Here is a 14,406-nt window from a genome sequence, read left to right as displayed (position 1 = left end):
CCATTATTAGTCCAATGATACCCAATACCTTTTCTCTATTTATAAGGTATCTTTTTTACTTCTTAAAATTTACTTTTTATTAATTGCGAACTGTTTTTAAAGCACTGCTCCAAGCGATTACTTGATCAAGCATTCCGTTTGCATTATCTGCATGGAAGTCAGCAGGTTTGAATACGCTCATGTTTTCAAAGTCAGTCATTAGTGAGAACGTTACTGCACTACGCACGTCTGCAACTTGTAGTTCACCAAGGATTAGACGAAGGTTTTCGTGTGCACGTGTACCGCCTAAGCTACCATATCCAACGAATCCAGCTGCTTTGTTGTTCACTTCTGGGTTTAAGAAATCCAATGCATTTTTCAATGCGCCACCAATTGCATGGTTGTACTCTGGAGTTACGAAAATGTAGCCATCGAATGAAGCGATTTTTTCGGACCATGCTTTAATTGCAGTTTCTGCTTCTGCCTGTCTTTCTGCTGGAAGTTCTTCACCAAGGAATGGCAATTTATATTCAGCTAAGTCTACGATTTCATAAGTTACATCGTCATTACGTTTTGTTGCAAAATCATGCATCCACTTTGCAACTGCATCTCCGTTACGTCCTTGACGTACACTACCTTGAATAATACCTATTTTTAACATTCTATTTCCCCCTAAATGTTTTACATTCTTCAATTAATTTTAATTCAACATACTTGAATTACTTATACTATACCATCGTTTTTTACTTATTGCAACACATTTAATTCTTTTTTATTATATAGTTATAAAAAGTAACCGTAAAATTATTTGCTTACCTTATTTATAAAAGAACAAAAGCGCAAGCGCCCGGTTAGCGACGTACGGACTGGACTGAGCCGTAGGAGATAAAGGAAACACGGCGACCGCAGGGAGTCGATGTTGACTTATCGTACGGAGGTGAGGGAAGTCTCGCTAGTCGCTGGGCGCTGGAGCTGGACGTAGCCGTGTAGGTAACTAAGTTATCCACAGCATTCAAATTTTATAGTTTCCTGGTGCAAAGAAAAAACAGGCACTGCAGCTTTGCAGGAACCTGTTTGATTATTAGAATGGGTATGCGGATTCTTCAGATGCTTTCATTTGCACTGCTGTCCGAAGAAAAAAGACAACATCATCTGCCAATCGGTTAAGCCTAAAAACAATTTCATCATCTATAATTGCTTGTTTATGATAATGCTTTTCTTCAATAAATACATATTTCGGGATAACCATTGCTTGCATATAATTCAAGATTGGCTTCAACTGCTGTTCAGCCACTAAATAATGTTTTGCTGATCCAGCTGTCGATACGAGACCGACAACTTTTTCCCGAAATGCATCCATTGGAAGCAAATCAAACAGGTTTTTTAATGTACCTGGAATAGATGCTTGGAATGTTGGTGTCCCGATAATATAGCCATCCGCTTCCATTATTTTTTCTAATACTAACTTTGTATCCCCTGTATAATCACGATAATCCCTTCCATCGCTAAATACGAGGTTATATTGCTTCAAATCAATAAGTTCAATTTCGATATCCTCATACTGTTCGTTTATCCGGTTTAATATATTTTCAACAGCAATTCGCGTTTTGGAGCCAACGATTGACCCAGAAATCCCCAAAACCTTCATTGTGATCCCCCTTTCCCAAAAATCATCTATATCACATATAATCAGACTATCCCTTCATCATGAAGCGATCAGCTGTTTTTAGTTCTCGTATGTTATGAATACAACTCACGTCCTATTATACCGACTTGCTTTTTCGAAATACAATTTGATGCTTAGGAAATAAACATTCGCATGTTCCTTCATTCTTATTATAATGTAATTATTTACTTCTGTGCCGCTTCTCCACCATTTGCATATAAAAAGGCTGTTACTTAATCGTAACAGCCTTGCCAATCAAATTATTTCTTCATCTTTTTTGCTTAAGCCTAAATCAAACAAGCCTGATTCTTTTGCAGAAAGAATCGCTATATAAACGAACGGCCCGAGGATTAGCCCCATCACACCGAAAAACACAAAACCAAAATACATAGAAAGCACAGTCGGGAGTGCCGCAAGTCCTATAGAATCACCTAATACTTTCGGCTCGATGATACGCCTTAAAATGGTTATGATAAGAGCAAGCAATATAAGTTGGATTCCTGCTCCAACATTTCCGAGCATCATGGCCAAAAGTCCCCATGGAATCAGCACAAGCGCTGGTCCAACATATAATGGAATAATATCGACTAGCCAAATGATGACAGACATTATTAATGCGGCACCGGGTGAAATAAACAAAAGACTTGCATACGTAATGACGAAAACACCAATACTTAGGATAAATTGGGCTTTCCAGTAACCAAGGAAAACCTTACCTAGTCGTTGGTTAACGAAACGCAGCTTTTCCGATGTATCTCGATTGAATAAATTGTAAAATAACCGTTTTAAACGAGGCAAGTCCAAGCTGAATAAGAATAGCGTCATTAAATAAATCAATGACACAAAGATAAGATTTGGGACAGATTGAATCCACGAGCCGAGAATTGTTAATAAATAGGATGTAACATCCAAAGCTGTTTCCACTACACTATTGGATTGGTTCTCAAGCTCCCGAATGACAACATGAGCGATCGGTATATCTTCAATTAGCTCATTAAAACGGATAATGACATCATTGATAAACCGCTGTACCTGAAATGCATAGGTAGGAATTTGCAATGTAAAATTATAAATTGTTTCCACCACACGGGTTAATGTGATATAAACCAGCAAACTGGAGATAGCAATAAACAGGGTAAAGGTAATGGTAACTGGGAGAACCCTTTTCCTTACTTTCATCTTCAGCTTCAGCCATCTTACAAAAGGCTCAAACATGAGTGCAGTCAATAATGCTAATAATACTGGTAAAAATGCTGAGAAATATATGTAAACGAAAATGATGACCGCAATGACAGCGGCCAGCTTTAGAATCTTTTTAACAAGGGATTTCGTTATCAATAAAAAACTGCCTCCTTCTTTCCCTCCAGACTTAATCGTACAATTAATTATTCCTTTATTTCAAAGGTCTCGATAACGTTAATACTCCCTTTTACGGATTGAACCATCGAACAGTTTTTTGAACTTAGCTCTAACGCTTTTTCCACCTTTTTTTCAGGAAGATCCTTACCGAAAATGGTAAAGTGCAATTTAATTTCTTCGACACGATTTGCTATATCTGGATTTCGTTTCACATCCGCAGTAATGGCAATATTATCAAAAGCAATGCGCATTTTCGTAAGCACTTGCTTCAAAACCCCGCCACTGCAACCAGCTATGGAGGATACTAGTAATGCGTATGGTCTAAACCCAAACTCATCCTTGCCCGATATTGTTAGTTTTCCAAAATCAAATTCAGATTCGAAACCATTTTCATGCATGCTAAACTCCATCTCGACCATCCTTTTCCTAAAATTTATTGTAATACGTTTAGATCATTTATCTATCATGATAATATTAGTACCTATCTTTTAGTAACAGTAAGACTTATCTATAGTATAACTTTAATTTTTAAAATTGAATATGTATTTGTTCCCGAATTTTCTATAACATATCTATCTCGGTACCCACATGAAATTGATATCGTTCCAAATCCACCTCTCCCTTACGGCTGACCTCAACACCTTCTATTTCCAGCTGCGATTTCTGCTCCAATGCTCCAAATTCATCTTGAATAGCGATTTGCCCCTTCGCGTTGATGACACGATGCCAAGGAAGACGATGCCTTCTACTCATTGAATGTAAAATTCGCACAACCTGACGGGCAGCCCGTGGACTTCCTGCTGCTTTAGCAATCTGTCCGTAAGTCATGACCCTTCCTTCTGGTATTTGGTTGATAATTGCAATTACGTTTGCAGTAAATGGTTTCATCTTACACCTTTCCTAAGTCAAAAGTTTATGGGAAACAAGCATTCCAGCATCTTTTCTTTTCTAAATAGTAACAACTTTAGATTGGAATGTCTATAACAGTTCTGTCATGCACCAGGTCTAAAAATTGCCTCGTATAACCATCTCAAAACCAACAGAAAATAACACTGTTAGAAGCTGGTTCTTCTTAAGCTTTTAGGCAAAGGCCTAAGCAATCAGGAAAGATATAAACTTTGCAACTTGCCAAGCAAAGGAGGATATCATGAATAGACAACGTGCATTGGAAATTTTGGAGTCGATTGAAATGGTCAACGTGAACTTCCGAGGTATTCCGGTATATATTCAATCATTGGATGCTAATCAGGAGACAGCCACTGTTTTTCCGCTCGATAATATGAATCATGAACAATCCGTAGAATTGGCAGGCCTTGATGAGATACAATTAGGTAAATGACCTTTATCACTACGAAGGATGCCTTCTGGAGCATCCTTCGTAATTAATTGTCAGCACCTTTTACATATACCCTTGGAACACGCTTTCCAATTAAGCAAACCGTTTCGTAATGAATCGTTTGCATATGCTCTGCTACTTCATCGAGAGAAATATAACCATCCTCAGGATCGCCAAAAATGGTAACAGTATCTGCTTTGCTAATCTGTTCAACAGCAGTGACATCAATCATCGTTTGATCCATACATATTCTACCAACAATCGGTACTCGCAATCCTTTAACCATCATTTCCCCCTTATTTGAAAGTTGCCTGGATAGTCCATCCGCATAGCCGATTGGTAATGTCGCAATTACAGATGTAGCATCTGGTGTGTAGGTGCAGCCATAGCTAATCGAATGACCGGATTGTACCTCTTTTATCATGGCAGGCTTTGTTTTTAAGCTCATCGCCTGCTTTAAATGAATTGTTGCTCGCAAATGCCCACTCGGATAAAGTCCATACAAGCTAATACCGACACGTACCATATCCAAATGCATCTCAGGATACGCAATCGTTGCAGCACTATTACAACAATGCTTTAACGGAATTTTGATTTGATGTTGGTTCAGGTAGTCAACCAATGATGTAAAATTTTTATATTGCTGATACGTATAAGCAGAATCTGGGTTATCAGCGTCGGCAAAGTGTGTAAAAATCCCCTCTAGTATAACTTTAGAGTCGTTAAAAGACTTACAAATTTGAAGCGCCTCGTTTTGATCACGAACCCCAATGCGATTCATGCCACTATCTATTTTCAAATGCACCTTCGCTTGTTTATTCCATACATTTGCAGCGCGTTCCATTTCCTTGATTGATTCATCCGAGAAAACGGTAAGGGTAATGTCGTGCTTCACCGCCTCTTCTACTGCGTGTGGAGCAGTATAACCCAGCACAAGAATGGGGACATCAATTCCCGCTTCCCGCAAGTGGAGCGCTTCATCTAAAAGCGCAACGCCTAAGTAGTCGGCACCAGCATCTGTCGCAGCAGTCGCAACCTGCACCGCTCCATGTCCATAACCGTCCGCCTTAACGACTGCCATAAACTTACTAGTTCCAATATGTCTTCTGAAGGATTGTACATTCGTCTCAATCGCGTCCAAAGATATTTCTGTCCATGTATCACGATAACTTTTATGTATCATAAAGATACCTTCTTTCTCATTTTCATCTATAAATTACATTGCATGTGACAATAGATTCATTTTACCATTGAAAAAGGTGAATTCACAAAAAATTATGCTATACTAATTATATTTCTCCCTGAAACTTATAGAAAGAAGATCACTAAAAGCTATGCCATAGAGATTTCACGCATCACAGTTAGACTGATCTGGATTTCTAAGTACTTCTTCTATTTTGAAAAGGGATACAAGGACAACATGGATAGGAAATAGATGGGAGAGAATAGTATGAAGAAAATTTTGCAGCTCGGCAGTGCTTTCATAGGTGTCATTGTTGGTGCTGGCTTTGCTTCTGGGCAGGAGATTTTACAGTACTTCACGAGCTTTGGTCTCCTTGGTATTATTGGGGCCGTGATTGCAAGTGCGTTATTCGCCTACCTGGGCATGGTTTTAATGCAAATTGGCAGCCGAATGCAGACGACCTCTCATCGGGATGCTATTTACAAAATTAGTGGACGTTATCTTGGAGTTGTCATTGACTACATCATTATATTCACACTGTTCGGTGTAGGAGTCGTTATGATTGCAGGTGCTGGTTCAAATTTAAATCAGCAATTTGAATTCCCATATTTTGTCGGGACAAGCCTGATGACTATTCTTGTGCTTATTGCAGGAATGGCAAAGGTAAATCGATTCGTAGCGATTATTGGCAGTATTACACCGTTTCTAATTCTAATCGTCATTATCCTGTCGATCTATAGTGTACTATCAATGGATAATACATTTACCAATCTTAATTCGATTGCAATGGAGCAACCGACGACACTACCAAACTGGTTTATCTCCGCAATTAACTACGTTTCGTTTAATATCGCGGTTGGCGCTTCGATGTCGCTTGTAATGGGCGGGGCCCAGCATAATGAAAAAACGGCAGCTCTTGGAGGACTTGTTGGCGGATTAGGAATCGGGGTTCTTATTATTTTAAGCCACCTTGCGATTTTCTCAAAAATTGACCTTGTACAAGGTTATGAAATGCCAATGCTGCAGCTTGCTAATCAAGTATCCCCAGCATTAGGCTTTTTCATGGCAATTGTTTTATTCGGTATGATCTTTAATACAGCAGCAAGCATGTTCTTCTCATTCGGCGCACGGTTTGTCGAAATAGGAACGCCGAAATTTAAAGTTTTCCTTGTTGTTACTCTAGTAATTGCCTATTTATTAAGCTTTTTTGGATTTACAGATCTTGTCAGCTACTTCTATCCACTTATCGGCTATCTTGGCTTATTTCTAATAGGAGCACTGATTGTTGCATCAGTTCGGATTCATAAGCTGGAAAAGGAAACCGAAAGACAATAAACATAAAAAGGTGAGGCAACTTAATCAAAGCTGTCTCACCTTTTTTTACTAGCCTTTTCTAATTTAGCTCCCATTGCAGCATGTTAACTAAAAACATCAAAGCTGACTTCTATTCATAGGCAGTCTAATATTAATGATGAACCACTCTCCATGCAACGCCGCATCCATTTTTCCATCCATTTTTTCAACCAGATTTTTAGAGAGATATAGCCCTAATCCACTGGCTTCCGCATTCGTTCTGCTTGCAACTTCTGTATAAAAACGCATAAATACTTTTTCTACCGCCACTTTACTATCTGGTTTAATATCATTTTTAATGCTGAACATGATATCGCCCCCTTGTTTCTCGTAGCTGATTACTGCTTTGCTTTTAGCATAACGAATTATATTTTGAACGACATTTTGGATAACTCGTACTAACATGAACTCGTCGGCAATAATTTGGTAGTTGTGCTGTTGTGCCGAAAAATGGAGTTCTATTTGTTTCTCTTCCAATTGTTCATAGAAGGATAAGACAACTTCCTCCACCAAATTAGATAATGTTATGGAAGAGAACACTATTTCCTTTTGATTGGTTTCAATGCGGGCCAAGTCATAGAAATGATCAGTCATTTCCATTAAACGCTCAACAGACTGTTTAATAATTGATATATAATGCAGCCGCTTCGTTTCATCCGTCGTCTCTTGTAATAACTGGACATAGCCGTTAATCGATGTTAGCGGAGTCCTAAGGTCATGGGAAAGCCCAGCGATGGTCAGCTTGACACTCTCTTCCATTTGCTTTGCTTGTTGATTTTTTTTCTCAAAAGCATCGACCATCTGATTCAGTGCCTCAATTAAGTCAAGCAATACCTCATCACGAAAATCAATTGAAAGCCTTCCGCCAAAACTTGAACGATTCGGAAGCTCTTTAACCTCCCGCTTCAACTTTCGAAGTTCTCGCTTTAAAAAGTAAACATAAAGAAGGAGCATAAATGCAAAGAAGGCAAAAACCCATCCCCACATCACATTCACGCTCCTTTCGTTAGTCAAATTTGAAGCCAATACCCCATACTGTTTGAATATAGTTTGTATCAGCTTGGTTTAATTTATTTCGTAAATTACTTATATGCATATTAATCGTTTTATCACTATTAAAAAACGGTTCATTCCAAATACTTTCATATATATTGGCACGACTGAATACTTTTTTAGGATTCTCCAGGAATAAGAGCAGAATCGCGTATTCGCGTCCCGTTAAATGGACCAGCTGATCATTGACTTTCACTTCGCGAGTATCTAAATTCACTCGAATATTCTGATACAGGACTTCTTTCATTTCGTTGGATACAGCCTTTGCAGCATGGCGTAATTGAATATGAATACGTAGGAGCAGCTCCTTCACATCAAAAGGTTTTGTAATGTAATCATCCGCACCATTCGTCAAAATATCCAATTTCGAAGCTTGGTCATTCTTAGCCGAAATCACAATCACCGGTATCATGCTATCCTTCCGAAGATCCTGCAGAAAAACTTCTCCATCCATCCCAGGCAGCATTAAATCTAACAAGATAACATCTAGTTGACTTTGTTCCAGTAATAATTTCCCTTCTGTGCCTGAATATGCACTTAAGGTTTTAAAGCCTTGCAGTGTCAATGCCTCTTTAATCAGCGAATGAATTGCATGATCATCCTCAATAATTAATATTGTTGCCATCCTATCGACCTACTTTATTATGCATTACGGGCTCTGACACGCCACTTCTAAGCACAAGCAAGAAAAAAACGTGGAGGAAGAATAACAGCCCTTAGCCTCCTGGTTCTATCTCGTGATATAGTTTCACTTTATGTCAGTTCGTTTAAACAGAAGGATTCCTAATCCTGATGATAACACAATGGTAATAATACTCACTACAATCATCCTTGGGATCTCGGCGATATCTGCCGGGCTCACAAAATAAAAGTAGAATAAAAATGTCTCTGTAAACCAGAATGTGACATGACCAAAGTTTTCTGTGTGCTGAAAAATTTCTGGGAGAAATCCAGTGGCAATCGTGTAAAGAAAACTCCACACAATCGAGATGCTACTATTTTTTGTTAGAAAGCTGATCAGGACATAAATCGATACATTCGCCAAAATTAATAGATAAAGCACACTAAAGGATTGAATGGCATAACGAATATAGTTCGTTATGCCATCAACCTCACCAAAGCCAAATACAACTGTATAGCTAGCTATTCCAAGCACTGTCATTCCAAGTACACCAACAAATGCAAAGATTGCTGCTGCGAGGAATTTTGAAACATAATAATGTACGCGACTTCGTCCTAAGGACAGTGTATTACGAATCGTTCCATTCTGAAATTCTTCCCCGATAAATAAGCTAATAAACACAATTAGCACCAATAAAATCGTAAATCCATTCTTTTTCATCATTAGGATTCCTGTCGCTCCATTAATGACTGTATCAATCACCTGAACGAGCTCTGTCCCATGGTGAACAGTTAGCTGGCTATTTATTACTTGTATAATAGGAAGAATAAATAAGATAGCTAAGGCGATCCATAATTTTTTGCTCCGACGCATTTTTATTTTTTCAGCTGTTAAAAGATTAAACATTCTTTGTTCCTCCAGTTAATTGCAAGAAATAATCTTCTAGTTTTTGTCTTGTTGTTCCAATTCGGGAAACTCTTACATTCTCAAAAACCAATGCACGATTGATTGCAGCAGCCTCGTCCAAGCGCTCATAAATATGAATTTCGATTCCATTGATCACTTCATAGTCTTGGATTCCCATTTCATCAAGTACAACGACTGCTTTTTCCACTTCCGTTGTTTCTACTTCAATGTATTGCCGTGCAACCCGTGCTAGATCTTCCTTGGATAGTTCATTTATAATTTTCCCCTCATGTAAAATACCGTAATGTGTAGCAATCTGGGAAAGTTCATCCAGCAAATGACTCGAAAGCAATACTGTAATTCCACGCTCTGTCACCAATCGTTGAATCATATCTCGCATTTCGACAATACCAGACGGGTCTAAGCCATTTGTCGGTTCGTCCAAGATTAAGAATTCTGGATTAGTTATTAATGTCGACGCAATTGCTAAACGTTGCCTCATCCCTAACGAAAAGTGCTTTGTTTTCTTTTTCCCTGTATGCTCCAAGTTCATTAGACGAAGTAAATCAGCAATCTCTCGTTCACCGACGCCACCATTTGCCGCTTGCACCTGCAGATTCTCCCGAGCTGACAAATCAGGGTATAGTGCTGGCATTTCAATCGATTGCCCCATCTTCCTTCTCGCATGCTGTAATCCTTTCGTACTCGTTTCACCAAACAGCTCGATGTCTCCACCGTCAATCGCAATTAATCCCATCACAGCACGCATGAAAGTGGATTTCCCTGCACCATTTTCACCGATTAATCCATAGATCATTCCACGTTTGATTTTAATCGATACATTATCAAGGACCTTGTGTTTACCATATATTTTTGAGATATTTGCCGCTTTAAGAATAATTTCTGCCACACATAATCTTCCTTTCCATGTTGATACATTTAGAATAAGCTGCAAGTATAAAGAATAAGTCCAGAAAAGTATAAAGAAAGTGTAAAGAATAATTTTCTAAAGGTTTACAAAAACAGGGGCTGTATATGCAATGGCATATACCAGCCCCTGTTTCTATTTGCTCTTCTCTTTCTGCTTCTGGCTTTCGTACAGCAAAAAGTTCGAGTGGATTTGGTCACAATCCGTTAGCTGACTAAGAATATAGCTATACGTCTCCTCTATTTTCTCCGATAAATAATTAGTACGTTCGAATAAAACACTCCGAAAATCGCCCATTTGCCTGACAACCTTTTCCGTTAATGCCTCCTGACTTTCCATCCGTTTCTCTATTTGCTTCGTCGACTCGCCTTGCGCAGATAGCTGCTCTGACAGCTGTTCTTGATAGTCGGTTTGTTTATCCACTTTCAATGCCAGCTTCCCATTTGCCTTCGCAATTTTTTTCACCAAATCTTCCTGACTTTCCATGCGCTCCTCTATCTTTTTATTCGACTCATCTTGAGCAGATAATTGTTCTGACAACTGCTGTTGAAGATCAGTTTGCTTATCTACTTTTAAGGTTAGCTGCCCATTTGCCTTTGCAAGCTTTTTAGTCAATGCTTCCTGATTTCCCATTAGCTCCTCTACCTTTTTGTTCGACTCGACTTGATCGGATAATTGTTCTGACAACTGCTGTTGAAAATCAGTTTGCTTATCTACTTTTAAGGTTAGCTGTTCATTTGACTCCGCAACCTTTTCGGTCAATGTTTTCTGATTTTCCAGTTGCTTCTCTATTTGCTTCATTGACGTTCCATGAGCAGATAATTGGTTGGACAGCTGATCTTGGTAATTGGATTGTTTATCTGCTTTCAATGATAGCTCTTGATTTGCCTTTTTCGTCCACGCCTCTTGATTTACGATGCGTTTCTCTATCTGCTTTGTCAACTCGCCTTGAGCAGATAGTTGTTCAGTTAATTGGTTTTGAAAATTGGATTGTTTATCAATTTTCGATGATAGTTGTTCATTTGTCCTGGCAATTTTTTCGGACAATGCTTGCTGTTTTTTCAAACCGCTATCCATCCTCTTAGTCGACTCATCTTGAACAGATAGCTGCTTTGACAATTGATCTTGGAAATCAGCTTGATTATCGATTTTCGATGATAGTTGTTCATTTGCCTTGGCAACCGTTTCAAGCTGATTAGCAATTTCTTCATAGGAGGAATTAATCTGGTTCCATTGTTCTCTTACTTCTTGTTCGGATAATTGATCTGCTTCGATTAGTTCGCGTAGTTTCATATTGTCTCTTTCCAACTGCTTCAAATAGCTTACAACCTGTTTTTCCATCTGTTCATGATGCGCATTAAAATGCCGTAACTCCTGTAGTTGCGCTTCTATTTGCGTCCATTTATTTTCACTCTCATCATACTGCTGTTCATACATTGTTTTAATTCCAAGAAGTGTACGAGCAAGCTTCCCATTGATTCGTTGCTGCTCCTTTACCATTTCCGATACATGATTTTGTACGAAAAGTGTTTGGTTTTGTCCTTGGAGTTTGTCACGGCCTTTATACATGTTCTTATGGTTTCTATCATTAATGTATAGTCCCATTCATTTACACCCCTTATTTATTCCTGTATTAGTCTATGCACAAATGCCCTGTTAGGAACTAGTAAGTTAAAAGCGTAGTGATGAGCCGATCAAACCAACAACTAGTGGTGCAGGGAATAGGAAACGGAACAATTTCATCCTTCGATGATTGCTAATCGCCCGCTAAAAGAGATAAAATCAAGTTATAAGGAACGACAGTAGGTGGAATTCTTGCCATACCACTAATATTCTCATTACGACTTTGGAGGTTATCATGAAAATCTACATTACAAAAATAGAGAAGGAAAAGGCATGGGAGATAAGACATAAAGTCATGTGGCCAGATAAGCCCTTTGACTTCATTCAATTAGATGATGATGATACAGGTATACATTTAGTTCTTTTTAAGAACAACAAACTTACTTCTGTGATTTCACTTTTTATAAAAAATGGAGAATGCCAATTTCGTAAATTTGCTACGATTCAACGGGAACAAGGTAATGGACACGGAAGTGCATTGTTATCCTACGTTCTCGAGGAGGCAAAGCATTTCGGAATTAAGAAGATTTGGTGTAATGCAAGAAAGGATAAGGTAGCTTTTTATAAAAAATTTGGATTACAAGTAACGGAAAACCATTTCTTAAAAGAAGGTAAAGCTTACGTAATAATGGAAGAATATGTTTAAGTAAAAAAACAACTATTCATCTTTTAGAACAGCTGTTTTTTTAAGTATTAGATTTTTAAAGGTAGGTATTTATTGAGTTGCTTGTAATTATGGAAGCAGGTAGATGTATACTTCTACTTACCAAGAACGCTTGCGGTTAACTTACTTAAAAAGAGGTGATGTTCAAAGGTGGTATATGTATTATAATGTTTTTCGAAATTCCTTGAATGCTTCGACAAAAGCTTTCGGAGAGGATTTGACGATATAAGGATATACTCCATTAATGGTATGCAAATAGAGCAACCCTCCATCATCGCCTATAAATCGATAGGAAATATCCAGCACATCATGTATCTTAAATTCCCTGTACTGTGTGACAACCCTGTCATCATACAAATACATCGTGCGTGTTTGTTCCGTATCTTTTTGTTCTAAACTATTCACTTCACGTATTACCTTACAATAGGTCTGTTTTGCAATCAAACTCACAAAAGCCACCCCTGCCCTTCATATGGAAATGTTACCCTTTTGCTAACTGAAGATGGTCCATTCTCCATTGCAACCACTGGTATTCGCGGGTTTTTCTTGGTAGAAACTGACGTATATCATCCTCATGGTAGCCAACCTGTAATCGCTTATCATCCACCATGATCGGACTTCTTAATAATCGAGGGTGCTTCTGAATAAGCTCTAATAGTTCTTGTAATGGTAAAGATTCAATATCCAGATTTAAATCCTTATAAACCTTTGATCGTGTGGAAATAATTTCATCCGTGCCTTCAACTGTCATCCGTAAAATGCTTTGCAATTCATGAACAGTGAGCGGATCCTTTATCACATTTCTTTCCTTGTAATGAATCCCTTGCCTTGAAAACCATTGCTTTGCTTTCCTTGTCGACGAACATGCAGCTCCATAAATTGTAACTGTCATTTATCATACCCCATTTTCTGTAGTTTTCAGTACATGTATTCCTCGTTGTGTACGGTAAATTACTTGTATAAACCCTTTTTAAGCAAATTCATTTCAATAATGAAGTTCTCCAGGGCTTCTTCCTTGGACATATTCCGCGAATACTTTTCCACTAAATTGCGGAATGTGACCGACGTAATGATCTGAATAATATGATAGAACTCATCTTCACCAGATATATTCAAACATTCTTTGTTGATGAGTGGCGTTATTTCCTTCAATCTGTTGGTATCGATTTGCTTTTCATCAAAAATCCTTGTGAATACATCCTCAATTTCATGTGTCACATTCAGTAGAGCATTCTTTAAAAAATTGTAGCCATCCTCTGTCTTCTTTTCCTCAAGCATGAGCTGGAATAGCTCTTTGAATGCTTCAAAAATATCCCCATTATACTTATTCAACGAAGCAATAAATTTATCCTGCCTTTTATTCCACTGCTCCTCCAATAAAAAATAATATGCATCCTCTTTATTCTCGAAGTATTGATAAAAACTTCCCCGCGGAATCTCTGCAGCTTTTACAATGTTTGAAATGGAGGCTTGAGACAATGGAACTCTTGAAAACTCTGCTTCGGCTGCTCTGATTAATTTGTTCCGCTTCATCTCCGGTAGATTAAAAAATGTAAGTTTAGGCATTTCCTTCCTCCATACTTCTCCCTTGTGACATCATGTCATGTTGTTCAATTTTTATTTTAAATGACACAATGTCATGTGTCAATAATTTTCATGACAACGTGTCACTTTTATTTATAAATTTGTCCATTTTATGACGTTGGATTCTATCACTTAACATCCTCGTGATAG

The 14,406-nt window shown here is 38.2% G+C and carries 17 protein-coding genes; 3 read left to right on the top strand and 14 right to left on the bottom strand.

Translation table 11 applies throughout. The features are described from left to right. Nucleotides 1–79: 79 nt before the first annotated feature. The 5 genes from D1B32_RS01050 to D1B32_RS01030 all read right to left on the bottom strand — a co-directional run bounded on the left by D1B32_RS01050 (nucleotide 80) and on the right by D1B32_RS01030 (nucleotide 3,892). Nucleotides 80–640 (bottom strand): NADPH-dependent FMN reductase, encoded by a 561-nt coding sequence (locus D1B32_RS01050; protein WP_118888393.1) that lies wholly within the window; start codon nucleotides 638–640, stop codon nucleotides 80–82. Between the two features lie 420 nt (nucleotides 641–1,060). Continuing rightward, on the bottom strand, nucleotides 1,061–1,627 hold the full coding sequence (locus D1B32_RS01045; protein WP_095310590.1) for an NADPH-dependent FMN reductase: 567 nt from the start codon (nucleotides 1,625–1,627) through the stop codon (nucleotides 1,061–1,063). Nucleotides 1,628–1,900: 273 nt separating this feature from the next. Continuing rightward, nucleotides 1,901–2,983 carry a sporulation integral membrane protein YtvI gene (ytvI, locus tag D1B32_RS01040; protein ID WP_240033696.1) on the bottom strand — a complete coding sequence of 361 codons (1,083 nt, stop codon included), beginning with the start codon at nucleotides 2,981–2,983 and terminating at the stop codon, nucleotides 1,901–1,903. Nucleotides 2,984–3,030: 47 nt separating this feature from the next. Next, entirely contained in the window at nucleotides 3,031–3,414 is a 384-nt protein-coding gene (locus D1B32_RS01035; RefSeq protein WP_095310588.1) for an OsmC family protein, read from the bottom strand. A 151-nt stretch (nucleotides 3,415–3,565) separates the two neighbouring features. Then, complete coding sequence (locus tag D1B32_RS01030) at nucleotides 3,566–3,892, bottom strand: MGMT family protein (protein ID WP_118888392.1); 327 nt, start codon at nucleotides 3,890–3,892, stop codon at nucleotides 3,566–3,568. Nucleotides 3,893–4,151: 259 nt separating this feature from the next. Here D1B32_RS01030 and D1B32_RS01025 point away from each other — a divergent pair, with 259 nt between their 5' ends. Further along, nucleotides 4,152–4,343, top strand: a complete 192-nt coding sequence (locus D1B32_RS01025; RefSeq protein WP_095310584.1) for an H-type small acid-soluble spore protein — start codon at nucleotides 4,152–4,154, stop codon at nucleotides 4,341–4,343. A 43-nt stretch (nucleotides 4,344–4,386) separates the two neighbouring features. On the opposite strand, the gene alr is transcribed toward D1B32_RS01025, so the two are convergent. Next, nucleotides 4,387–5,523, bottom strand: coding sequence for an alanine racemase (gene alr, locus D1B32_RS01020; RefSeq protein ID WP_118888391.1), 1,137 nt, complete (start codon nucleotides 5,521–5,523; stop codon nucleotides 4,387–4,389). A 267-nt stretch (nucleotides 5,524–5,790) separates the two neighbouring features. Between alr and D1B32_RS01015 the strand changes: the two genes are divergently transcribed. Further along, nucleotides 5,791–6,858: a YkvI family membrane protein gene (locus tag D1B32_RS01015; protein ID WP_118888390.1), complete on the top strand. Its 1,068-nt coding sequence runs from the start codon at nucleotides 5,791–5,793 to the stop codon at nucleotides 6,856–6,858. 96 nt (nucleotides 6,859–6,954) lie between these two features. Here the strand turns inward: D1B32_RS01015 and D1B32_RS01010 are convergent, their stop codons facing one another. The 5 genes from D1B32_RS01010 to D1B32_RS00990 form a co-directional block, all read right to left on the bottom strand. Further along, entirely contained in the window at nucleotides 6,955–7,863 is a 909-nt protein-coding gene (locus tag D1B32_RS01010) for a sensor histidine kinase (RefSeq protein ID WP_118888389.1), read from the bottom strand. Between the two features lie 19 nt (nucleotides 7,864–7,882). Further along, nucleotides 7,883–8,554 (bottom strand): response regulator transcription factor, encoded by a 672-nt coding sequence (locus D1B32_RS01005; protein WP_118888388.1) that lies wholly within the window; start codon nucleotides 8,552–8,554, stop codon nucleotides 7,883–7,885. 123 nt (nucleotides 8,555–8,677) lie between these two features. Beyond that, entirely contained in the window at nucleotides 8,678–9,457 is a 780-nt protein-coding gene (locus D1B32_RS01000; RefSeq protein WP_118888387.1) for a DUF2705 family protein, read from the bottom strand. After that, complete coding sequence (locus D1B32_RS00995) at nucleotides 9,450–10,367, bottom strand: ATP-binding cassette domain-containing protein (protein WP_118888386.1); 918 nt, start codon at nucleotides 10,365–10,367, stop codon at nucleotides 9,450–9,452. The genes D1B32_RS01000 and D1B32_RS00995 overlap by 8 nt, the downstream gene beginning before the upstream one ends. A 153-nt stretch (nucleotides 10,368–10,520) precedes the next feature. Beyond that, a complete protein-coding gene (locus tag D1B32_RS00990; RefSeq protein WP_118888385.1) occupies nucleotides 10,521–11,990 on the bottom strand; it encodes a coiled-coil domain-containing protein in 1,470 nt (489 codons plus the stop codon). A gap of 253 nt (nucleotides 11,991–12,243) precedes the next feature. Between D1B32_RS00990 and D1B32_RS00985 the strand changes: the two genes are divergently transcribed. Beyond that, nucleotides 12,244–12,654: a GNAT family N-acetyltransferase gene (locus D1B32_RS00985; protein ID WP_240033695.1), complete on the top strand. Its 411-nt coding sequence runs from the start codon at nucleotides 12,244–12,246 to the stop codon at nucleotides 12,652–12,654. Nucleotides 12,655–12,834: 180 nt separating this feature from the next. Here D1B32_RS00985 and D1B32_RS00980 read toward each other — a convergent pair whose 3' ends face one another. Genes D1B32_RS00980 through D1B32_RS00970 form a run of 3 tightly spaced genes read right to left on the bottom strand, consistent with a single transcriptional unit; the run spans nucleotide 12,835 to nucleotide 14,238 of the window. Further along, the gene (locus D1B32_RS00980) at nucleotides 12,835–13,122 is read right to left on the bottom strand and encodes a hypothetical protein (protein ID WP_095310567.1); all 288 of its coding nucleotides are present in this window, start codon (nucleotides 13,120–13,122) and stop codon (nucleotides 12,835–12,837) included. 31 nt (nucleotides 13,123–13,153) lie between these two features. Further along, the gene (locus tag D1B32_RS00975) at nucleotides 13,154–13,564 is read right to left on the bottom strand and encodes a Spx/MgsR family RNA polymerase-binding regulatory protein (protein ID WP_095310565.1); all 411 of its coding nucleotides are present in this window, start codon (nucleotides 13,562–13,564) and stop codon (nucleotides 13,154–13,156) included. A gap of 59 nt (nucleotides 13,565–13,623) precedes the next feature. After that, nucleotides 13,624–14,238 (bottom strand): TetR/AcrR family transcriptional regulator, encoded by a 615-nt coding sequence (locus tag D1B32_RS00970; RefSeq protein ID WP_095310562.1) that lies wholly within the window; start codon nucleotides 14,236–14,238, stop codon nucleotides 13,624–13,626. Between the last annotated feature and the right edge of the window lie 168 nt (nucleotides 14,239–14,406).

The sequence above is a fragment of the Oceanobacillus profundus genome (assembly GCF_003515705.1).
Lineage (GTDB): Bacteria > Bacillota > Bacilli > Bacillales > Amphibacillaceae > Oceanobacillus > Oceanobacillus profundus.
This window is presented reverse-complemented; position numbering and strand designations above follow the sequence as displayed.